Origin of the sequence: Candidatus Sodalis endolongispinus (genome assembly GCF_018777395.1) — a bacterium.
GTDB classification, from domain to species: domain Bacteria; phylum Pseudomonadota; class Gammaproteobacteria; order Enterobacterales; family Enterobacteriaceae; genus Sodalis_B; species Sodalis_B endolongispinus.
In genome coordinates this window covers 2,245,821-2,267,869 of the sequence record NZ_JAFJYC010000001.1, presented here as the reverse complement: position 1 = coordinate 2,267,869, position 22,049 = coordinate 2,245,821, and the positions used below count along the sequence as shown (strand labels likewise).

Below are 22,049 nucleotides of genomic sequence, written 5' to 3'. Positions count from 1 at the left end.
GCTTTTCATCTGGAGATGACTATGGAATATACCCCCCTCGGCCAGACCGGCCTGCGCGTATCGCATCTTTGTCTCGGCTGCATGACGTTTGGCGAACCAGAGCGTGGTCGCCATGCCTGTACTTTTCCGGAAGAGAGCTCGCTGCCGCTTATCAAGCAGGCGTTGGAGGGCGGCATTAATTTTTTCGACACCGCTAACAGTTATTCTGACGGCAGCAGCGAGGAGATTGTTGGCCGGGCGCTGAAAACCTATGCCCGCCGCGACGACGTCGTGGTGGCGACCAAGGTGTTTTTCCCCACCGCCGGCCTGTCTGGCGGCCTGTCACGGGCCAATATCCTGCAATCAATCGACGACAGCCTGACACGTTTGGGCATGGATTACGTGGATCTGCTGCAAATCCACCGCTGGGACTACGATACCCCGCGCTGGAAGAAACGCTGGAGGCGTTGCATGATGTGGTGCAATCCGGCAAGGCGCGCTTTATCGGCACTTCTTCTATGTACGCTTGGCAATTTGCCCGCGCGCTGTATACCGCCGATCTGCACGGTTGGACACGTTTTGTCAGCATGCAGGATCAGTACAATTTGATCCAGCGCGAAGAAGAGCGAGAAATGCATCCGCTCTGTCTGGCGGAAAATATCGCCGTATTGCCCTGGATCCCGCTGGCGCGCGGCCGGTTAACCCGTCCCTGGGGCGAAACCACCGCCCGGGTGGTGTCGGATGAATTTGGCAAGACGCTGTATGAACAAAGCGAAGATAACGACGCCCGCATTGCCGAACGGGTGGGCGTGATAACTAAGGTCCGCGGCGTTTCGCGCGCGCAGGTGGCGCTGGCGTGGATGCTCAGCAAGCAGGCGGTGACGGCGCCGATCGTTGGCGCGTCGCGCCCGGCACAGTTGGCCGAGCTATTGCAGGCTACGGAGGTCAAACTGGACAGCGAGGAGATAGCCGAGCTGGAAACCGCCTACCTGCCGCACCACGTGGTGGGCTTCCGCTAGCGGTACCGGCGTTTTCCCTCAGCCGGGAAAACGCCACGAGATATCGGTCGACGATATTATATTCTGGCGAAAAACACCGCTAGTGCTCCCTTAGCACTGAACAGCGGCCAATGATGTCCATCCTGGATGGAAACAGCGGCCGATGTGAAGTCCTGCCCTGCGCTATAACAGCGTCTGTTATGGTCCCAACCGCCGTCAGAATAGCGGCCGGTATTGTTCTACCCTGCGCTACAAAAGCGGCCGAGGCGTTGTCCTACACTAAGCTACAAAAGCGGCCAATGATGCCCTATCCAGTAGAGCACGCCGGCGGCGATAATTCCCGCCACTACATCGTCAATAATGATGCCCATACCGCCGTGGACCTTGCGATCGAACCAGCGAATCGGCCAGGGTTTCTAGATATCCAGTAGCCGGAACAACAAAAAGCCCGCCAGTACCCAGCGCCAATCGTTTACCGGCAATGCCATCAGGGTAATCCACATGCCGACAAATTCGTCCCAGACGATGCAGCCATGGTCGTGAACCCCCATATCCGGCGCCGTCTGATGGCAAAAATAGACCCCCATGCACAGGCTGAACATGACTGCCAGCGAATAAAGCTGCCACGGCAGCTGCACCAACAGGCACCAAAGCGGAATCGCCGCCAGCGAGCCAATGGTGCCGGGCATCCAGGGAAACATTCCGCTGCCAAAGCCCGTCGCCAGCAAATGCCAGGGGTTGGAGAGTTTAATCCGCCGCTTGGCAGCCAACATATCCATCGTCATGCAATATCGTCCCGTTTGAAATGGTCATAGCCGTGCCAGTCATACTCTACCGGCTGGTGATGGCGCATAAATTGAATCCCTTCGCTTCTCGGCCCGATTTGGCCGATGCAGGTAAAGGGCGCGCCGGTATGGCTCAAGGCTACACCCAGCGCGCCACGGTTGATTTCAGGCACCGTAAAGCACAGTTCATAATCTTCACCGCCGCCGAGCGCCCAACGCAGCGCCTGATCGGGCGAGGTATGGCGCAGCAGCGCCGGTGAACAGGGAAGATCGTCCAAATTGATACGGGCGCCGCAGTCGCTACGGGTAAGGATGTGACGCAGATCCGTGATGATGCCGTCGGAAATATCGATGGCGGCGCTGGCAAGATTGCGCAGCGCCTGACCCTGCAAAATGCGCGGCTGCGGGCGCAAATGACGGGCCAGTAAATATTGCCTGTCCTGTGCATCCTGCACCTGCAGACGCTGTTGCAGTATCGCCAGACCCGCGGCGCTGTCCCCAATGGTGCCGGTAACATAAATCCAATCGCCGATGCGGGCACCATTGCGGCTCAGCGCGCGGCCGGCGGGAACTATTCCCTGGATAGTCAGCGTCAGGCTCAACGGTCCACGGGTGGTATCACCGCCGATAAGCTGCATGTCGTAGTAGTCCAACTGCTGGAACAGACTGTCGCTGAAGGCGGCCAGCCAGTCCTCATCCACCGAGGGTAAGGTTAGCGCCAGCGACAGCCAGGCCGGATCCGCCCCCATAGCAGCCAGATCGCTCAGGTTGACCGCCAGCGATTTGTAACCTAAATCGGCGGGGTTGATGTCCGGCAAAAAATGCGTACCCGCCACCAGCGTATCCGTACTGACCGCAATCAACTTTTTGTCAGCTACCGACAGCAGCGCACAGTCATCGCCGATGCCCAACACCACATCCCGGCGCGTACTGCGCATCCGGTTAAAATAGCGGTCAATGAGGTCAAACTCACCACATGCCATATTCTGTCCAAATTTGTGTTGGTGCTGACGCGGCGTCACGGTGGGAGCGGCGGTACCGGCTCCGCCCCGCTATTTCCTGTTGGGACGAATTTGAGGGGCTACCTTGTCCAGCACACCATTGATAAACTTATGACTCTCTTCGGCGCCAAAGGTTTTGGCCAGCTCGATAGCTTCGTTAATGGCGACCTTGTAGGGTACATCCTGGCGCTTGCTCAACTCAAACAGCGCAATGCGCAGCACGGCGCGCTCAACGTGGCCGAGCTCTTCCAATTGACGGGAAAGGTAGGGCGCCATCAGCTTGTCCAGCTCCTGGGCATTCGTCGCCGCGCCGGCATACAGCTCGCGAAAATAAGCGACATCCACATCCGACGTGTCCTGCTCCGCCAGAAATTGGACTTCGATATCGGCGATGTCGTTATGTGATAATTGCCATGAGTAAAGCGCCTGGACGGCACATTCACGCGCACGGCGACGAGCAGCTAGTTTCACAAAATTCCCCTTTACTTACGCTTTAATGGCTTGCAATACGTTGATCATTTCCAGCGCGGTCAGTGCGGCTTCCGCGCCCTTGTTGCCGGCTTTGGTGCCGGCGCGTTCGATAGCCTGCTCAATACTCTCGGTGGTCAGTACCCCGAACGCCACCGGCAGCGCGGCGCGCGTGGCGACCGCGGACAGGCCCGAGCTGCATTCGCCGGCGACAAATTCAAAATGCGCGGTGCCGCCACGGATAACCGTGCCCAGCGCCACCACAGCGTCATAGCTTTTGCTGTCGGCCAGCGCGCTGACCGCTAACGGCAATTCGTAGGCCCCAGGCACCCAGACCACGGTAATGTTTTCGTCTTTGACCTGACCGATGCGTTTCAAGGCGTCGACGGCGCCATCAAGCAGGCTGTCATTGATGAAGTGGTTAAAGCGCGCAATAGCGATAGCGACGCGCGCATCGGGGGCTGCAACAACACCTTCAATAACGTTCATGATTATCCTTACAAAATGGCAAAAAGCTGAATCGTCTCGCGAGGGAGCGGATTCTAACATAATACTTTGTCCGCTGCGCGGGCCAATTAAGCGTGCTCGACGGGTTTCAGACGCAGGCGAATATCGGGCCCCACCTGCCGGGCGTCAAGCAGCGTGAAACCCGGCGCCGCGCTGAGCAGTTCCAGCCCCGGCAGCAGACACAGCGGGCGGGCGTCGGCACCGAGCAGTTTTGGCGCCTGATACAGTATCAGTTCATCCACCAGTCCGGCGCCCAGCAGCGCGCCGGCCAGACCGGCACCCGCCTCAACCCACAGACTGTTGATCTGACGGCGGCCCAATTGCATCATCAGCGCCACCAGATCGAGATGCCCGGCGTTTGCCCCCTCGCCGGCCGGCAGCAGAAGCTGCTCTACGGACCGGGGCCACGCCAGATCATCTGGCGCAAGGCGCGCCAGCCAGGTCAGCCCCTCATCCTGTACCACCTGATGGGATGGCGTCACGCGGTTGGCGCTGTCGATGATAACCCGCACCGGCTGGCGCAACCGCTCCTCGGGGTAAAGGGCCTGGACATCCGCCGGCAGCGACGTCCAGCGCACCGTCAGGGCGGGATCGTCCGCCAACACCGTGGCGGCAGTGGATAGGATGGCGTCGCTTTCCGCGCGCCAGCGCTGCACATCCTGCCGCGCTTCAGGAGAGGTAATCCACTTGCTCTCCCCGGAGGCCATGGCGGTGCGGCCATCAAGGGATGCCGCAAGCTTGAGCCTGACCCAGGGAAAACCGGTGCGCATGCGCTTAAGGAAGCCGGGATTCACCGCCTCCGCCTCCGATAGCATCAGACCATGGCGCACCTTAATGCCCGCCTGATGTAACCGGTAGAACCCGCGGCCAGCCACCTGGGGGTTGGGATCGGGCATCGCGGCTACCACTCGCGCCACGCCGGCGTCTATTAGCGCGTCGGCGCAGGGAGGCGTGCTGCCGTGATGGCTGCAGGGCTCAAACGTGACATAGGCGGTAGCGCCGCGCGCCGCAGCCCCCGCCATACGCAGCGCGTGCACTTCGGCGTGTGCATAGCCGGCGCGCTGATGATAACCTTCGCCAACAATGTGCCCGTCGCGAACGATAACGCAGCCGACATTTGGGTTGGGCGCGGTAGTGAAACGCCCGCGGCGCGCCAGCTCAAATGCACGCGCGAGAAAAACCTCATCTTGTTGCATAGGACGGTCCTTACCGGTAGCGCCTAATCCTGCAGTCGGGCGATCTCTTCGCCAAACTCGCGGATATCCTCGAAACTGCGATAAACCGAGGCGAAGCGGATATAGGCGACCTTATCCAGCTTTTTCAGCGCGTCCATCACGAGATTACCGATCATCTTGCTCGTCACCTCTCGCTCACCGGTGGCGCGCAGCTGGGATTTGATGTGGTTGATGGCCATTTCGACATCGTCAGACTTGACCGGCCGCTTTTCCAGCGCTTTTAAGAAACCGCTGCGCAGCTTTTCTTCGTTGAAAGGTTCACGCACGTCATTGCTTTTAATGACGCGAGGCAACACGAGTTCCGCCACCTCGAAGGTGGTGAAACGTTCGTTACAGATGACGCACTGCCGGCGGCGGCGAACCTGGGTTCCTTCCCCCACCAGACGGGAATCAATCACTTTGGTATCGACTGCAGAACAAAACGGGCAATGCATAGCGCTTCCTGGCCGGCTGATTAGGGATAGGATAGTTTAACGCGAACTCCGCCGACTACAAAGCAACAGTACATAAAGCGGAACCGGCGCCGCAGAGTTATCGATATTAGCGCTGGAACGCCGCGTGTCCCATGACTTTCCACCGCTTACCGGCTAAACTGGAAGCAACCGTTGAAAAAAGGAATTGCCGCTATGACAATCAGTTATCGCGCGGGTTATGCCGTTTCAGCCCTGCTGCTTACCGGCTGCGCCAGCCAGCAGGAAGCACAGTTGCCCCAACTGCGCAGCGAAGTCGGCCACCTAAACCAGCGTTTGCAAAATTTGACCAACCAGGCCACTGCGCTGGTGGCGCAAAACGAGCAAAATCGGCAGTCCACCCGCGGTATATACCTTTATCCGGCGGCAAAAACCGCGGCTGAGGTGCAAAGCGAGGCGGGCACCTTGCGGGTTTCTGTCGATCAGGTGGAAGCGGAGGCCAGAGGCGCGCGCGCAGCTGCATATCCGCAGCACCGACGGCGCGGCGCTGATGCCGTTGCACGGGATTGTGGATTGGGGTCAGGTGGACGCGGCGACCGGTAAGCCACTGACCGCCGACGCGCTCAGCCAGCCAATTTCCGTTCCGGCCTCGCTGCTGCCGAGAACCGAAGCCACCATTGAACTGCGGATGTCTGGCCTGACACCAGAGCAGGTGGGGTTTATACGGCTGCATGATATCCAGCCGGACACGCCGCAAAACCCGCCGGCGTCGGACGCCACCAAACCTGTCGGCAGCCAATAGGCCGCCGCAGGCCTGACGCTTACGGTTTAACACGCCGTCCCTCGCGCGCCTGGCCCAATGGTGCAGCCGGTAGCGGGATCAGCAGGGATAATCGCTGCTCCTCGCGCGCCCGCCTGACCCGATGCAGCTGCCTAAGCTGACCACAGCCGCAGACCGCTCGCGCGACTGCGGCATGCCGTTCGTCCCTCAGGGCAGCATTGACGGCTGATCAGCGCCCTCTTTCTCCACCTTCTGCTGCAGCATATGCTCGCGCTTCATACCGAGCTTAAGCGCCAGCGCCGACGCCACATAAATGGAACTGACGGTGCCGATAAACACGCCGATAAACAGAGTGGTTGAGAAGCCGCGCAGCATCGCACCGCCGAAAATCAACAACATCAGCACCACCATCAGCGTGGTGGCCGAGGTCATTATGGTCCGGCTCAGGGTCTGCGTTAACGAGACGTTGAAAATATCGTAAGCGCTACCGCGGCGGATCTTGCGGAAGTTTTCACGAATACGGTCCGACACCACGATACTGTCGTTCAGCGAATAGCCGATCACCGACATCAGCGAGGCAATAATGGTCAGATCGATCTCGATGTGGAACAGCGACAAGATACCAAGCGTGATCACCACGTCATGCGCCAGCGCCAAAACCGCCCCGGTCGCCAGCCGCCATTCAAAACGAAAACCGACATAAACCAGGATACAGATCAACGCAACCAGCAGCGCCATGCCGCCATCCTGCGCCAGATCGCTGCCGACGCTCGGGCCGACAAATTCGACCCGCTTCACGGCAGCGTTCTGACCGGTAGCCTGATTAATCACGCCAAGAACTTTATTTCCCAATTCCTGGCCAAGGCCGTCTTGCACCGGCGGCATACGGACCATCACGTCGCGGCTGCTGCCGAAATTCTGCACCAGCGGATCGGTAAAGCCCGCGTGCTCAAGCGCGTTACGCATCTGGTCAAGATCGGCGGCCTTTTCCAGATTAAGTTCAATCACCGTCCCGCCCGTGAAATCCAGCCCCCAGTTAAAGCCCCGCACCGCCATGATGGCGATGGAGGAGATAAGCAAGATGGCCGACAGGCTGAACGCCACATAGTCCCAGCGCATAAAGTCATAGACTTTACGGCCGTAATTCAATTCTTCGACATTTCGTTGTTGCTGAGCCACAAGCCACTCCTAGATAGACAGCTTATCGATGCGTTTACCGCCGTAAAGCAGGTTAACGATGGCACGCGTGCCGATGATCGCCGTAAACATGGAGGTAGCGACCCCGATGGCGGTGGTGATGGCAAAGCCCTTGATGGACCCGGTCCCCACGGCATGCAGGATAATGGCGGTAATCAGCGTGGTGACGTTGGCGTCAACAATACTGGAGAACGCGCCCCGATAGCCATCATGAATGGCCTGCTGCACCGTACGACCGTTGCGCAGCTCCTCTTTGATGCGCTCATTGATGAGCACATTCGCATCCACCGCCACCGCCAGCGTCAGCACAATACCGGCAATCCCCGGCATAGTCAGCGTTGCACCGGGAAGCAGGGACATAATGCCGATAATCAGCACCAGGTTGACGATGAGCGCCGCGGTAGCGATAAGACCAAACTTGCGATACCACACCACCATAAACACAATTGACGCTACCAGCCCCCATAAACAGGCTTCCAGCCCCTGGGTAATATTCTGCAACCCCAGGGTCGGACCGATAGTGCGCTCTTCCACAATCTGGATTGGCGCAATCAACGCCCCCGCCCGCAGCAACAGCGAAAGTTGACGCGCTTCATTGGGATTGTTGATGCCGGTGATACGGAAGCTGTTACCGAGTCGCGACTGAATGGTAGCGACGTTAATAACCTCTTCCTGCTTCACCAGAATGGAACGGCCGTTGGCGTCTTTCTTGCCGCTATCCTTATACTCCACAAACAAGGTGGCCATCAGCTTGCCGATGTTGTTCTTGGTGAAGTTGGACATGGTCGTGCCGCCGGCGCCGTCGAGGGAAATATTCACCTGCGGACGGTTATATTCATCGACGCTGGAAGTGGAATCGGTAATGTGATCCCCGGTCAAGATGACCCGTTTGTACAGTACAACCGGCTGGCCGTCCCGGGTGGCTTTCACCTCCGAATCCCCCGGCACGCGGCCGTTGGCGGCGGCGGTTTGATCCACCGCGCTGTTGGCCAGACGGAACTCCAGCGTCGCGGTCGCCCCGAGGATTTCCTTGGCGCGGGCCGTATCCTGAATACCCGGTAGTTCAACCACGATGCGATCGGCGCCTTGACGCTGCACCAAAGGCTCGGCGACGCCCAGTTGGTTGACGCGAGTGCGAAGGATGGTGATGTTCTGCTGCACCGCATATTCGCGAGCCTGGCGCAGGCGGTCGTCCGCCAGCGTGGCGCGCAGGGCGTTGTCACCCTGGCTGTTAATCACCAGATCGCGGTGGCGGGGCGTTAGCCAGGAGATCGCCTGATCGCGGGTTTCTGCATCGCGGAAGCGGATTTCGCTGCCGTAATTCTCTATCTTGCGCACCGTCGCATAAGGAATGCCCTTATCGCGTAAATCGCCGCGCAGGGTATCCATCGTCTGTTCCTGCAGCTTGTTGAGTGCGGTATCCATATCCACTTCCATCAGGAAGTGAACGCCGCCGCGCAAATCCAGGCCCAGCTTCATTGGCGCGGCCCCGAGCAAAGCTAACCAGGCGGGCGTTGCCGGCGCCAGGTTGAGCGCCACGACATAATTGTCACCGAGCGCGGTCATTAACGCTTCGCGGGCGCGCAACTGCACATCGGAGTTGGCGAAACGGGCCATAATGGCGCCATTTTCCAAAGCAATGGACTTACTGGCGATATGTTGTTGTTCTAATACGTTGCGAATCTGGACCAGCGTCGATTCACTGGCGGCGCCACCCCGCACGCCAGTGATCTGTACGGCCGGATCCTCACCATAGATGTTGGGAAGCGCATACAGCAGACCGACGGCCAGCGCCAGCACCAGCATGATGTACTTCCATAAAGGATAACGGTTTAACACGGCAGTTCCCTTCGGGAAAATCGGCTATTACAGCGCTTTCATCGTACCTTTCGGCAAAACGGCGGCCACAAAATCACGCTTGATGACCACTTCATTGGTGTCGTTTAGCGCGATGGAAATATAGCCGGTATCCGCGACTTTGACCACGCGGCCAACCAGCCCGCCGGTCGTCAAAACTTCATCCCCTTTGGAAATGGAGCTCATCAATTCTTTATGCACTTTGGCGCGCTTTTGCTGCGGGCGCAGGATCATGAAATAAAAGATCAGACCGAAAACAAACAGCATCACCACCAGAGAATAAGGACTTGACTGGGACGGAGCACCGGAGGCGGCAACGGCGTCAGAAACGAAAAAACTCATTTAAATTCCCTCATTGTTATGTAACTCGACGACTAAAGGTGGAACCGGCTTACCTGTCCGGCGATAAAACTCACCTACAAAGTGCTCTAATTTACCCTCATCGATATCCTGGCGTAAACCCGCCATCAAACGCTGGTAATAACGTAGATTATGAATAGTATTCAGACGGGCACCCAGTATTTCGTTGCAACGGTCAAGATGATGCAAGTACGTGCGGCTATAATTGCGACATGTGTAACAATCACATTCCGCATCCAGCGGTTCAACACCGTCTTTATACCGGGCATTGCGGATTTTCACCACGCCATCGGTGACAAACAGATGACCATTGCGGGCATTTCTGGTCGGCATAACACAGTCGAACATATCGATGACGCGGCGAACGCCCTCTACCAAATCCTCGGGCTTACCGACCCCCATTAAATAGCGCGGCTTGTCGGCTGGGATCTGCGGGCAGAGGTGCGCCAGTATCCGGTGCATATCGGCCTTCGGCTCCCCTACCGCCAGGCCACCCACAGCGTAACCATCAAAACCGATCTCTACCAGTATTTTTACCGATACATCTCGTAAATCTTAGTAAACACCGCCCTGGATAATGCCAAATAGCGCATTGGGATTACCCAGTTCGTCAAAGCGCTGACGGCTGCGCGCTGCCCAGCGCAGCGACATTTCCATCGATTGTTTGGCGTAATCCCAATCGGAGGGATAAGGCGTACATTCGTCAAAAATCATCACGATATCGGAACCCATATCGTACTGGATTTCCATTGATTTTTCCGGGCTGAGGAATATCGCGTCGCTATTGATTGGATTACGGAAATGCACACCTTCTTCGGTGATTTTGCGAATGTCGCCCAGACTGGAAACCGCCGGAATCTGTCAGTATCGGGCCATGCCATTGCATGAAATCGTGCAAATCGCCGTGCAGCTTCATCACGGCCTGCCCCGGCCGCAGCCACAAATGAAAGGTATTACCGAGCAAGATTTGCGCTCCGGTTTCTTTCACTTCTTCAGGCGTCATACCCTTGACGGTGCCATAGGTGCCTACCGGCATAAACGCCGGCGTTTCCACCACGCCCCGACCAAACACCAGCCGCCCGCGGCGGGCCTGGCCATCGGTTTTCAATAATTGATATTCCACACATCCTCCAACACCAGAGAAACAGTCCGATGCTTGATGAAAAGGAGCGCATTCTACCAACCCCGCAAGCCGCTATACAAGCCAGTCCGCGCGGTGTATGGGTAGCCTGCGTTGTCATTAAATGCTTTCTGCCGCCGGCGGTTTACGCCGGGCAGTGACTCAGGTCCGATCATGCGCGGCGTTAACAACCGGGCGATTACGGCTCGCCTAACCGCTCTGCGGCAGCGGCGGAGTTACGGGTGATAAACATCGCATCTCCATAGCTGAAGAAACGATACGCCTGCGCCACCGCTTCCCGGTAAGGCGCCAGCGTATGGCGATAGCCGGCGAACGCCGACACCAGCATAATCAGCGTTGACTCGGGGAGATGAAAATTGGTAATCAGCACATCCACAACGCGGAATTGATAACCGGGATAGATGAAAATGCGCGTATCGCCAAAAAACGGTGCCAGCACTTGCTCACCGGCTGCCGCAGCGGCACTCTCAAGCGAACGAACGGAGGTGGTGCCAACGGCAACAACCCGATTGCCGCGCGCCTTGCAGGCTAACACCGCGTCGACCACCTCCTGGGGCACCTCGGCATACTCCGCGTGCATCTGATGCTGCTCGATTTGGTCCACCCGCACCGGCTGGAAGGTGCCAGCCCCCACATGAAGGGTGACAAACGCCATTTCAACGCCTTTGGCACGCAGCGCCGCCAACAGCGGTTCATCAAAATGCAGGCCGGCGGTGGGCGCCGCCACCGCGCCCGGCCGTTCGCCATAAACCGTCTGATACAGCTCCCGGTCGGCGGCATCATCAGGCCTGTCGATATAGGGCGGCAAGGGCATATGGCCGGCCTCATTCAGCAGTGTCAGAACATCGCGGGCATCGTCGAAGCGCAGTTCAAAAAGCGAATCGTGTCGGGCCACCATGGTGGCGGCAATACTGTCATCATCCCCCAACAGCAGTGCGCTGCCCGCCTTCGGCGCTTTGGACGCGCGTACGTGCGCAAGTACCCGCTTATCATCCAAAACCATTTCCTCCAAGACTTCGATTTTGCCGCCGCTGACTTTGCGACCGAATAACCGCGCGGGGATCACCCGGGTATTGTTGAAGACCAGTAAATCCCCGTGCGCCAATTTCTCCAGCAAATCGGTAAAGACCTGATGCGCCAGCGCGCCGGTCTGGCCGTCTAGCGACAGCATACGACAGGCGCTGCGTTGCGCCTGAGGATAGCGGGCAATTAAATTATCAGGTAATGCAAACGAGAAATCGGCAACGCGCATAAAAAATCACTTCAGCCTAAAAACAGGCGGCTTAGTCTAGGGCTATGCGTTCCACCCTGCAAGAATTAAGCAATGTCGTGCCGCTTTTGCCGTATAATGAAAGGATGAATTTTCTCGCTCATCTGCATCTCGCCACCCTGGCGCAAAGTTCCCTGCTCGGTAATCTAATGGCGGATTTTGTCCGCGGCGATCCCGACGGCCTCTATCCGCCCGCGGTGGTCGCAGGCATCCGTATGCATCGCCGTATCGATAGCCTTACCGATGGTCATCAAGCGGTACGCCAGGCGCTAACGCTGTTTTCACCCGCCACGCGGCGGGTGGCGCCCATCGCGCTGGACGTGGTTTGGGATCATTTTCTGGAGCGCCACTGGTCGCAGGTCGAACCACAATGGCCGCTGACGGAATTCGTCGTGCGGGCGCAGCAGGGAATTGCGCCCGCCCTGCCGGATACGCCGGCGGGCTTCCAGTCTCTAAACCGCTACCTGTGGCGTGAACGCTGGCTGCTGCGCTATGCTGAGTTGCCTTTTCTGGCCCAGGTGCTGAGCGGTATGGCCCAGCGTCGCCCGCGTCTGTCGGCTCTGGGGGAGATTCATCCAGAGATTCAGACGCACTATAGCCGGCTGCAGGAGGCGTTCTGGCAACTCTATCCGGCGATGATGCAGGCGGCCCGCCAGGGCGTGCTTGGCCACTAAATGGGGTCGTCTTCAACGACTGCCCTCCTCGTTTACCCCGCTTGGAGCAGCGGTTGCTGTGCCGGTTGGCATGGGTCGCCGCTGGCTCGGCGAACCGCTTCGCCTGCACCAGAAAACGCTTCACCCACGCCTGCGCAATGTCCCTGCAACGGCACAACGGTCCGTGCTTGCCGGCGCAAGCCAAGGGGTGTATGAATGGCGGGAGGTCACTTTTCAGACAGGAGTCACTCATGACCACGTATCCGATTGATGCGACCAGTTACCGTTCGCTAAAGGGATTTAATTCTCGCGTGCGTTTTTTAATTATGCATTACACCGCAATCAATTTCGCTGGCTCGGTTAGGTCGCTAAGCGGCGACGCGCCACTTAGCGCGCATTATCTGGTCCCAGACCCCAGCGACCAAAGCTATACCGACGCCGGGTTTAAAGAGATGCGTATTTTCAATCTGGTGGACGAAAAGGACCGCGCCTGGCACGCCGGACTCAGCGCCTGGGCGGGGCGCAACAATCTCAACGATACCTCCATTGGCATTGAAAACGTGAACCTGGCGTCGGTCAATGAGGGGAAATTTACTTTCCCGCCCTATCATCCGGTACAAATGGCGGCCATAATTCAATTAGCACAGGATATCTTGCGACGGTATCCAGAAATTACACCTACTCAGATCATCGGCCATAGCGATGCGGCCCCCGGGCGAAAATTTGACCCCGGCGCGGCGTTTCCCTGGAAAACATTGTTTGATGCGGGCATAGGCGCCTGGTATGACGAGGCGACCAAGCAGCAGTATCTTGACAAATTTGCTGCGCAGGGACTCCCTGACCAGGCGGCGATTACCGCTAAACTTAAAACCTATGGCTATAATACTGCGGGGGCGACAGGCGCCGGCATCTTTAAGAATCTTATTCAGGCTTTTTAGTTGCATTTCCGACCCGTTGACTGGCAGGGTACGGTGGATAAGGAGACCGCGGCGATCCTTTATTCTTTGGTGGAAAAATACTTCAAAAAGTAAGTGCAGACTCACTCTCGCCAAGGCGGCCGCCACAAAGGGGGGTGGAACTCGGTATCTGCGATAGCCAGTTATTCCCCCGCATGCGTCCTTTTTTGCTGCCCCCTTTTTGACTCATGCCGAATACCCGCCTGACGCAAAGTGCAGTACTCCTGCTCGGGATGACAGGTAATCGTTACCTGCTGCTTTAGCAGCAGCGGATTGTTGGTTACCCCGTGGCCAAAATAGGGATAATAATATACCGGGATTGACGTCGTCTCAGCAAAATCGAGGATCACGCTTTTGAAGATCAATCTTTCTTCATCGGTGGCCTCTAGAGTGAAAAATTGGCCGAAGACGATCGCGTTAGGCGTGAAGTCTTTCTTATACTGCAGCTGGTGCAAGGCGCGATCGAGTTGTTTATAGGTTACACCGGTGTCCTCCAATAATAAAATTTCGTCGCGCAGGTATTTTTCATAACGGGTGGAAAATAGCGACTGTAGCAACGTCAAATTGCCGCCCATCAATACGCCGGCGGCTCCGACTTTCGCCGGCGCATTCAGCGGCAAAAGGCCAGGATAATTGACACCTTGGGTTATCGCGTCGAGGGTTTGACGAAACCCCGTGTTCTTATTCAGCCCGTTGCTTCCCTGGAGTTGATACATGTCTTTATTGCTGGACGCCACAATACCGTGTACGCTGCGCCATCCAACATGTTTATTGATAAAATCGTGAATAGCCGTGACATCGCTAAAACCAATGAGGATTTTCTCTCGGGCGCCGTGAATGTGCGTTAGGTTTGCAAACAGATGCGGCAAAAGATTAAGTGCGCCTGACCCGCCGCGTACAAACCATAAATAGTCAACATTATCGTCAGTCAAGGCTTTCACCAGATTTTCCCCCCGCGCGCGGTCGCTATTGACATAGCCGAAGTCGGAAACCTGTTGATCAAGGTATTGCATATTGACCTGAAATCCTTGCCGCTTTAACGCCGTAACAATATCCGGAATGCTTTGCTCAAGATATTCGGAGGAGCTGGAAATAAGATGAATCGTTTTCGCCATAATGGTACCCGCATGAAATAATAAAAATAAACAGCCTGACGCCATTAACCTTCCCATTGACTTTCAATTCCTTTTCCCATTTCATGAAACGCGCATCACTGCCGGTGACGTGGCACGCTGAATATTCCTTCCCCCCCACTCTAAAAAGATTATTGCCGAACCTGGACGCCGGCACAACCGCTAAAACGGCCCTTCTAGCACAATACCCGGTCTTACGCCGTTATACATTAACGCGACATTGAAACGAGCACGGTTATCATTTGTTCACATATTTCTGGTGTGAGAAATTTTTCATCAACTCCCACAACCCTGATGCTGGTTTTCTGTTTTGGCGTACCCGGGTAAACGAAAGCGGTCCTCTTCCTCTGGGGATAAAAAATATTTATATCTCCCCCATCCATTACGGCATCGGGTATTGATCAACGGGCCTCTGGCATCGGCCATCGGGCCTTTAGTATCAGACATCGTTTATCTGGCATCGGGCCATTAGCATCGAGTATCGGTTATCTGGCAGCGGGCCTTTGGTATCGGACAGCGTTTGTCTGGCATCGGTTAGCGGGCCTGTTTCGAGGACTGATTCTTAACGTGAGAGAGTGAGTGAAAGAAATGCCTACGACTGCTTTAGTGGCAAGATTTACCTATCGCTTAGATAGGCAAAACCTATTTAACCAATCGGTACGGGTGACTTTATTCCCCCCCCGGCACGGCCTTATACTGGGTCGGCTTAAACCCTATTCATTCGCAAACGCTATTTTACAGGAGTTAATATGGTCCTGGTTACTCGTCAAGCCCCCGATTTCACGGCTGCCGCCGTGCTCGGCAACGGTGAAATCGTTGACAATTTTAATCTTAAATCCCACATCCAGGGTAAACCGGCGGTCATTTTCTTCTGGCCGATGGACTTCACCTTCGTCTGCCCGTCCGAATTGATTGCATTCGACAAACGCTATGCTGAGTTCCAGAAGCGCGGCGTGGAAATCATCGGTGTATCTTTCGACTCTGAGTTTGTACACAACGCCTGGCGCCAGGTACCGACCGACAAAGGCGGTATCGGACCGGTACAGTACCCGATGGTTGCGGACATCAAACGCGACATCATCAAAGCCTACGGCATTGAACATCCTGACGCCGGCGTCGCGCTGCGCGGCTCATTTTTAATCGACAAAGAGGGTATCGTTCGCCATCAGGTCGTTAACGATCTGCCGCTGGGACGCAACATCGACGAGATGATGCGCATGGTCGACGCCCTGCAGTTCCACGAAGAACACGGGGAAGTTTGCCCGGCACAGTGGGAAAAAGGGCAAGAAGGAATGGGCGCCTCGCCGGAAGGGGTTGCCAAGTATCTGTCTGAGAACCTGACCAGGCTGTAATCGCCTGCATCCGTGCAGTCAAGGCAGTGACTCTGCCCGTATCACGCCGGTCGTCAACTCGACCGGCTTTTTTATGCCTCGGGCTAAGACAAGCGCCCTGCGGAGCCGGCTGAGGTCGCCTCCGCATTGGATAGCCGCAGGCTATGTCCTTAGGAAGCGGCCACGCGCTTGGTTTTTACCCAGCGGTACCCCACTAACAGCAGTAAAATCCAGACTGCTCCGACGTACAGCGAGGCGCGTGTGGTGGGGAAATACCCTATCAGGCCGATAATAAATAGCAGAAAGATCACGCCCAGACTCGCGGTGACCGCGCCGCCGGGCAACGGGAATTTCAGTGCCTGCACCTATTCTGGCTTGATCCTGCGGCGAAAGGCGATTTGTGAACAGAGGATCATGATCCACACCCACACGGTGGTAAAGGTCGCCAGCGAGGCGATCATCAGGAAGACATTTTCCGGCATGATGTAATTTAAATAAACCGCCACCAGCATCGCCATCATCATCACCAACACCGTTATCCAAGGGATACCGTGACGCGATACGCGCTGGAACAGGCGCGGCGCGTGACCCTGCCCCGCCATATCGTGCAACATGCGGCCCACGCCAAACACATCGCTGTTGATCGCCGACAAAGAAGCCGTCAGCACAACAAAGTTCAGCAGACCAGCGGCAATAGGAATGCCCAATTTCTGGAAAGTCAGCACGAACGGGCTACCGCCCGTACCCACCTGATCCCAGGGATAGATGGACATGATAACCGCCAGGGTACCGACATAGAACAGCAGGATACGCCAGGGCACGGAGTTGATGGCGCGCGGGATTGACCGCTGCGGATCCCGCGCTTCACCCGCGGTAATGCCGATAATTTCAATCCCGCCATAGGCGAACATCACCATTTGCAGCGACAGTATCATCCCCCAGACGCCGTGGCTGAAGAAGCCGCCGTGGCGCCATAAATTTGCTACGCCGGTGGGCTGACCGCCGTTGCCGATACCCCAGACGATGATGCCGATACCGGCGAGGATCATGACAATGATGGTGTCCACTTTGAAAAAGGAGAACCAGAACTCCAGTTCGCCGAACGCCTTGACGCTGAGTAGATTGATTGCGCCGATAAACAGCACCACGCTCAACACCCAGACCCAATGCGGCACCAAGGGGAACCACACGCCCATGTAGATGCCGAAGGCGGTGACATCGGCGATGGCGACAATCAGGATCTCAAAGCAGTAGGTCCAGCCGGTAATATAGCCCGCCATGGGGCCCAAATTATCCTGCGCGTAGCGTGAGAACGAACCGGCATTGGGGTTTTCCACAGACATCTCACCCAAGGCACGCATGATGATGTAAGCCACCAGACCCCCGATCAAATAAGCCAGCAGAACGCTGGGACCGGCCATCCGAATCGCATCAGCGGAACCATAAAACAACCCGGTGCCGATGGCGGAGCCAAGCGCCATAAACCGAATGTGCCGGTTGGAAAGCCCCCGTTTCAGCGAAGGGGTGGAAGATTGCATGACCTGAACCCTTTTATCTCACAAGAAAAAACCACGGAACGGTGTCCGTGGTCTGATGATTGCACCGCCGCCCTCAAAGCACTGAAATTTGCTGCCGCCCGCGGGCTTGATCGTAGGCCGCCGCAACGATAAGCATGACAAGGGTCGGCGGCAGCCATGCCAGTCCCTGAGCGCTCAGCGGCAGGCGTTCCACCCAGGCCGGCAGAAGGGTCGGGAAAGCCGACACCTTGATGCCATCGAGGCAGCCAAACACCAGACTCACCAGCATGCCGGGCGCGATAAGACGGTTGCTGGAGTGCCACCAGCGCAGCGTAAAACTCAGCAGAATCAGGACTATGCAAGGTGGATAGATAGCGGTAAGCACCGGCACGGAGATCGTTATCAGATGGCTGAGCCCGAGATTGGAGACCACCATGGAGAACAGCCCCAGCAGGAACACCAATTTGCCATAACCGATACCGGTATGTTCGCTGAAGAACTCGGCGCAGGCGCAGGTCAACCCCACCGCGGTGACCAGACAGGCTATGGTAATCAGCACCGTCAGAAAACCGCTGCCGGCGGCGCCGAAAGTGTATTGCACATAAGCGTGCAGAATTTCCGCGCCGTTTTGTGCCTCGGGCACCAACACGCCGCTGCCCGACCCCAACTTGAACAGCGTCAAATAAACCGCCGTCAGGCCGATACCGGCGATAAGGCCGGCGAGGATGGCATAACGGGTAAGCAAGGGCGCGCTGGTCACCCCACACGACCGGGCGGCGTTGACAATAACGATGCCGAATACCATCGCGCCCAAGGTATCCATGGTGAGATAGCCGTTGACGAAACCGCTGGAAAACGGCAGGTGACTATATCTGGGCCGACACCGGCAGAGGTTGGCCCGCCGGCCACAGCATCGCCGCAATACCGAGCACCGCGAGCGCGATAATCTTGAGCGGCGCCAGGACATGACCCACCGTGTCCAACAAGCGGCCGGGGTACAGAGAAATACCGACAACCAGGGCGAAATAAATCAAGCTATAAATCAGCAAAGGCAGATCGCCGTTGCCGGCGAAGGGGGCCACGCCGACCGCAAACGACACGGTGGCGGTGCGCGGCGTGGCAAACAGCGGCCCCACCGCCAGATAACAGATAACCGCCAGCAGCAGACCCGCTTTCTGGCCGATAGGCGAACTCAGCGCATCAATGCCGCCGCCGACCCGCGCCAGCGCAATAACGGTAATGACCGGAAGACCCACCGCCGTAATCAAAAAGCCCGCCGCCGCCAGCCAGACATGCTGGCCGGATTGCAGACCCACCATTGGCGGAAAGATGATATTGCCGGCGCCGACAAACAGCGCAAAGGTCATGAAACCCAGCGCGAGGATGTCTTTGGAAGTTAATCGTTTAGTCATAGGTTTGTTCTAAGGCCTGTAGTAATTCGCAATAACTTATTCTTATGACGGAGCGGTGATTTACACGCCCTTGACCGCGGCGGTTGGCAACGCGTGAACGGCCGTAAAGCCGGACAGAGAAAAATGCGGGGTAGCAATACTGACGGGCGGCTAGACAACGGCGGCTAATTTAATAGTTTATAGCGGTTGCTGGCAAGTCCATCAGACAAAACAGGCACTAAAATCTGCATTTTAAATAATATTTAGATTAAGTATTCAAATGTTGCCTAATTTGCGCTACATGATAACCCAGGCTGCGGCAAAAATCGCGTTAGCGACATAAGAAATTGCTATGGTGGAATAAATCTCACAGGCACGTTTTGCAGCAAAGCGACAGAGCCCAGCGCCAGCGCCCTGCGCGGGACCTTTCAGGCCGGCAAACTGGCGGGATCGAGGATGATATTCGCTGCCGGCGACCAGGAGGATGACACTGTCGGTGTGTCTACGACACCGCTATCCTGCACGAGGCCGTTTAAGGCACTAGCGCAGATCCTGTGCGGCGTTACCGCCTGCAATGACAAGATCACACCTGTGCGCAACGTGGCGCAGTGGCTTAACGGTGCAAGCGCTGACCAAAGGTTCGGGTGCTGAGCTCGGGGTCAGGCGCCGGACCACGCTTCGGGTGCTAAGCACGGGGTCCACGGGCGCAAGCGCTCACCAAAGATTCGGGTGCTGAGTGGACTTTCAGGCGTTGAATAAAGATTCAGGCCGTGTTCAGCGGTTCAGGAGGTGCGCCGAGATTCATAGGCTTTCACGTTTTAGATGGTGCCCGTCTGGAGTACGCAGACATGGGGCTGATAGCCGGAAAGACGGGCGCGGGCAGGCGGGCTCCCCGCGCTTAAGGGCATTACCAGGCGCGGCGAGCGATATCCAGCACCAACTTCAGCTTATCCCACTGCTGCTGTTCGCTGAGCTTATTGCCCTCTTCGGTCGAGGCGAAACCGCATTGCGGGCTCAGGCACAGCTGATCCAAACTGACGTACTGGCTGGCTTCACGCAGGCGATCCAGCACCGCCTGCGGGTCTTCCAGCGCCGGCGTTTTCGAGGTGATAAGTCTCAGCACCGCCTGCTGATGCCCGGGTTTGATAAAGCGCAGCGGTTCAAAGCCGCCGGCGCGCTCGGTATCATACTCCAGAAAGAAAGCGTCCACTTGCACCTGGCCGAACAGAATTGGCGCGACCGGCTCATAACCGCCTTCGGAAATCCAGGTGGAACGGAAATTCCCGCGACAAACGTGCAGGCTGACCACCAAATCTTCCGGCTTACCGGCCAGCGCTTTATTCAGCACGTCGGCGTAGGTCTGCGCCAGGACGTCTGGATCATCTCCACGTTCACGCATATGACGCTTCTGATCTTCCGAGCATAGATAGCCCCAGACAGTATCATCCAGCTGCAGATAGCGGCAGCCGGCGGCATAAAATGCGGCGATGGCGTCGCGCCAGGTTTGCGCCAGATCGTCAAAATACGCGGCCAGATCGGGATACACCTGCTTATCGATCGCCGCGCGGCCACCGCGAAAATGCAACACGCTCGGGCTGGGAATGGTCATCCTCGGTACCGCATCTCCGGCCACGCTTTGCAGAAAACGGAAGTCTTCCAGCATCGGGTGATGGCTAAAACCCAGTTTACCGGTGACTTTGACGCTGCGGGCCTTGGTTTGTACGCCTTGGAATTGGATCCCCTGATCGAGTTGATAACCCTCGACCCCGTCCAGCCCCTCAAAGAAATCCATATGCCACCAGGCGCGGCGGAACTCCCCGTCCGTCACAACCTGCAACCCCAGTGCGCGCTGCTCCGCGACAACCCGTGCGATCTCGTTATCTTCAACGGCCCGCAGTTGCGCGACATCTATCTCGCCATCGGCGAAACGCTGACGGGCCTGCTTAATGGCGGCGTAACGTAACAAACTGCCGACCACATCGGCACGGAAAGGGGCTTGCGTTCTTTGCATTCTACTGCTCCATGAAGGCGTCATCGGCATGATGACCAGGATAGTTTCGCGACGGGATAGTCACGCCTCGTGACGTATGGATATCCAGACGTCTATATGTCTTAATCAAAGTGTGTCACTTCGCATCACGCCGCACAAACGAGAAAATTTCAATGCTATTGAATTTTATTCATGTTTATGGCAAATTTTTAACTGTGTGGTTTAGGGCAATCCAGCGGCCCGCTGTGCCGCCAGCCGCTGGGATACCGTCAGCGGAATATATCCCGCCTGACTGACCTGTTCTTGCCCCTCGGGGGAGAGCACCCGCGCCAGAAATGCCAGCGTCAGCGGATCCAATGGTTTGCCGGGCGGTTTATTAACGTAAATATAGAGAGGACGGGTGAAGGGATAGTCTCCGCGGCGCAACTTTTTTTCATCGGCGCTATAGGTATGGCCCGCCGCATCGCTAATCGCCAGCCATTTTACCCCACTGGCGTGAAACACCATGCTGGTATAGCCTATCGCATTCACCGAGGCGGCCACCGCCCGCGCCACCGCCGCCGAACCGGGCAGCTCGTTGACCGTGGGCTGCGTATCCCCACCGCACAGCACCCGGCGGCGAAAAAAGCCTTGGGTGCCGGAAGCGGTATTGCGGCCATATACGCAATAGCGCCAGTGAGCGCCATTCGCCTGGCAGCCCCAGCGCCCCCCAATTGCGAATTGGCGCCGCCTGTCCGCACTGTCGGGTGACGGAGAAAATCGCGTCCAGCTGACGCTGGCTTATAGACTGCAACGGGTTGGCTTGATTGACCATAACCACCAACGCATCCTGCGCTACCGGCAGCGCCAGCGGCGGGTAGCCATAGCGGAGACGAAACCCATAAATTTCCGGCTCGCTCATCGGTCGACTCATGGGGCCCAACTCCGCCGTGCCGGCCGCGAGTGCGGCGGCGGCCGAACCGGTCGCCTGCAGCTGCACACCAACTCCCGGGTAGCGCCGGCTGAACGCCGCTGCCCAGCCGTTCATCAGGGCCGACAGCGTATCCGAACCGGTACTGGTCAATGTGCCGCTCAACAGCACTGTCGGCT

General features: G+C 57.1%; 14 protein-coding genes and 8 pseudogenes. 5 read left to right on the top strand and 17 right to left on the bottom strand.

Annotated features, from left to right (window positions below):
- Positions 1 to 21 precede the first annotated feature (21 nt).
- Positions 22 to 998, top strand: a pseudogene (locus JZM24_RS10955) (aldo/keto reductase).
- Between the two features lie 263 nt (positions 999 to 1,261).
- Here JZM24_RS10955 and pgpA read toward each other — a convergent pair.
- From pgpA to nrdR, 6 genes and pseudogenes are all read right to left on the bottom strand, one after another.
- Positions 1,262 to 1,750: pseudogene (gene pgpA, locus JZM24_RS10950) on the bottom strand (phosphatidylglycerophosphatase A).
- Between the two features lie 8 nt (positions 1,751 to 1,758).
- Positions 1,759 to 2,745 (bottom strand): thiamine-phosphate kinase, encoded by a 987-nt coding sequence (thiL, locus tag JZM24_RS10945; protein WP_215669653.1) that lies wholly within the window; start codon positions 2,743 to 2,745, stop codon positions 1,759 to 1,761.
- 69 nt (positions 2,746 to 2,814) lie between these two features.
- The gene (gene nusB / locus JZM24_RS10940) at positions 2,815 to 3,234 is read right to left on the bottom strand and encodes a transcription antitermination factor NusB (RefSeq protein WP_215669652.1); all 420 of its coding nucleotides are present in this window, start codon (positions 3,232 to 3,234) and stop codon (positions 2,815 to 2,817) included.
- 15 nt (positions 3,235 to 3,249) lie between these two features.
- A complete protein-coding gene (gene ribH / locus JZM24_RS10935; RefSeq protein ID WP_215669651.1) occupies positions 3,250 to 3,720 on the bottom strand; it encodes a 6,7-dimethyl-8-ribityllumazine synthase in 471 nt (156 codons plus the stop codon).
- Between the two features lie 86 nt (positions 3,721 to 3,806).
- Positions 3,807 to 4,934 carry a bifunctional diaminohydroxyphosphoribosylaminopyrimidine deaminase/5-amino-6-(5-phosphoribosylamino)uracil reductase RibD gene (gene ribD, locus JZM24_RS10930; protein ID WP_215669650.1) on the bottom strand — a complete coding sequence of 376 codons (1,128 nt, stop codon included), beginning with the start codon at positions 4,932 to 4,934 and terminating at the stop codon, positions 3,807 to 3,809.
- 23 nt (positions 4,935 to 4,957) lie between these two features.
- The gene (nrdR, locus tag JZM24_RS10925; protein WP_215669649.1) at positions 4,958 to 5,407 is read right to left on the bottom strand and encodes a transcriptional regulator NrdR; all 450 of its coding nucleotides are present in this window, start codon (positions 5,405 to 5,407) and stop codon (positions 4,958 to 4,960) included.
- Positions 5,408 to 5,599: 192 nt separating this feature from the next.
- Here nrdR and JZM24_RS10920 point away from each other — a divergent pair.
- Positions 5,600 to 6,185, top strand: a pseudogene (locus JZM24_RS10920) (DUF3251 domain-containing protein).
- 186 nt (positions 6,186 to 6,371) lie between these two features.
- Here the strand turns inward: JZM24_RS10920 and secF are convergent.
- The 5 genes and pseudogenes from secF to queA form a co-directional block, all read right to left on the bottom strand.
- The gene (gene secF, locus JZM24_RS10915) at positions 6,372 to 7,283 is read right to left on the bottom strand and encodes a protein translocase subunit SecF (RefSeq protein ID WP_215670122.1); all 912 of its coding nucleotides are present in this window, start codon (positions 7,281 to 7,283) and stop codon (positions 6,372 to 6,374) included.
- 69 nt (positions 7,284 to 7,352) lie between these two features.
- Complete coding sequence (gene secD, locus JZM24_RS10910; RefSeq protein ID WP_215669648.1) at positions 7,353 to 9,200, bottom strand: protein translocase subunit SecD; 1,848 nt, start codon at positions 9,198 to 9,200, stop codon at positions 7,353 to 7,355.
- Positions 9,201 to 9,227: 27 nt separating this feature from the next.
- Complete coding sequence (yajC, locus tag JZM24_RS10905) at positions 9,228 to 9,560, bottom strand: preprotein translocase subunit YajC (RefSeq protein WP_215669647.1); 333 nt, start codon at positions 9,558 to 9,560, stop codon at positions 9,228 to 9,230.
- Positions 9,561 to 10,701: pseudogene (tgt, locus tag JZM24_RS10900) on the bottom strand (tRNA guanosine(34) transglycosylase Tgt). It lies immediately after the preceding gene.
- 196 nt (positions 10,702 to 10,897) lie between these two features.
- A complete protein-coding gene (gene queA / locus JZM24_RS10895; RefSeq protein WP_215669646.1) occupies positions 10,898 to 11,971 on the bottom strand; it encodes a tRNA preQ1(34) S-adenosylmethionine ribosyltransferase-isomerase QueA in 1,074 nt (357 codons plus the stop codon).
- A gap of 104 nt (positions 11,972 to 12,075) precedes the next feature.
- Between queA and JZM24_RS10890 the strand changes: the two genes are divergently transcribed.
- Together JZM24_RS10890 and JZM24_RS10885 are read left to right on the top strand one after the other, a co-directional pair.
- Positions 12,076 to 12,663: an acyl carrier protein phosphodiesterase gene (locus JZM24_RS10890; RefSeq protein ID WP_215670121.1), complete on the top strand. Its 588-nt coding sequence runs from the start codon at positions 12,076 to 12,078 to the stop codon at positions 12,661 to 12,663.
- A 230-nt stretch (positions 12,664 to 12,893) separates the two neighbouring features.
- Positions 12,894 to 13,673 (top strand): annotated as a pseudogene (locus JZM24_RS10885) (N-acetylmuramoyl-L-alanine amidase).
- 68 nt (positions 13,674 to 13,741) lie between these two features.
- Here JZM24_RS10885 and JZM24_RS10880 read toward each other — a convergent pair.
- Entirely contained in the window at positions 13,742 to 14,713 is a 972-nt protein-coding gene (locus JZM24_RS10880; RefSeq protein ID WP_215669645.1) for an LD-carboxypeptidase, read from the bottom strand.
- A gap of 767 nt (positions 14,714 to 15,480) precedes the next feature.
- Here JZM24_RS10880 and JZM24_RS10875 point away from each other — a divergent pair.
- A complete protein-coding gene (locus JZM24_RS10875; protein WP_215669644.1) occupies positions 15,481 to 16,083 on the top strand; it encodes a peroxiredoxin C in 603 nt (200 codons plus the stop codon).
- 149 nt (positions 16,084 to 16,232) lie between these two features.
- Here JZM24_RS10875 and proY read toward each other — a convergent pair.
- The 5 genes and pseudogenes from proY to JZM24_RS19730 form a co-directional block, all read right to left on the bottom strand.
- Positions 16,233 to 17,600: pseudogene (gene proY, locus JZM24_RS10870) on the bottom strand (proline-specific permease ProY).
- 73 nt (positions 17,601 to 17,673) lie between these two features.
- Positions 17,674 to 18,991 (bottom strand): annotated as a pseudogene (brnQ, locus tag JZM24_RS10865) (branched-chain amino acid transport system II carrier protein).
- Between the two features lie 886 nt (positions 18,992 to 19,877).
- Positions 19,878 to 20,981, bottom strand: a complete 1,104-nt coding sequence (locus JZM24_RS10860; RefSeq protein ID WP_215669643.1) for a cobalamin-independent methionine synthase II family protein — start codon at positions 20,979 to 20,981, stop codon at positions 19,878 to 19,880.
- A 201-nt stretch (positions 20,982 to 21,182) separates the two neighbouring features.
- Entirely contained in the window at positions 21,183 to 21,572 is a 390-nt protein-coding gene (locus JZM24_RS18660) for a PstS family phosphate ABC transporter substrate-binding protein (protein ID WP_376775523.1), read from the bottom strand.
- 151 nt (positions 21,573 to 21,723) lie between these two features.
- Positions 21,724 to 21,987: pseudogene (locus JZM24_RS19730) on the bottom strand (substrate-binding domain-containing protein); the annotation flags it as partial.
- Positions 21,988 to 22,049 lie beyond the last annotated feature (62 nt).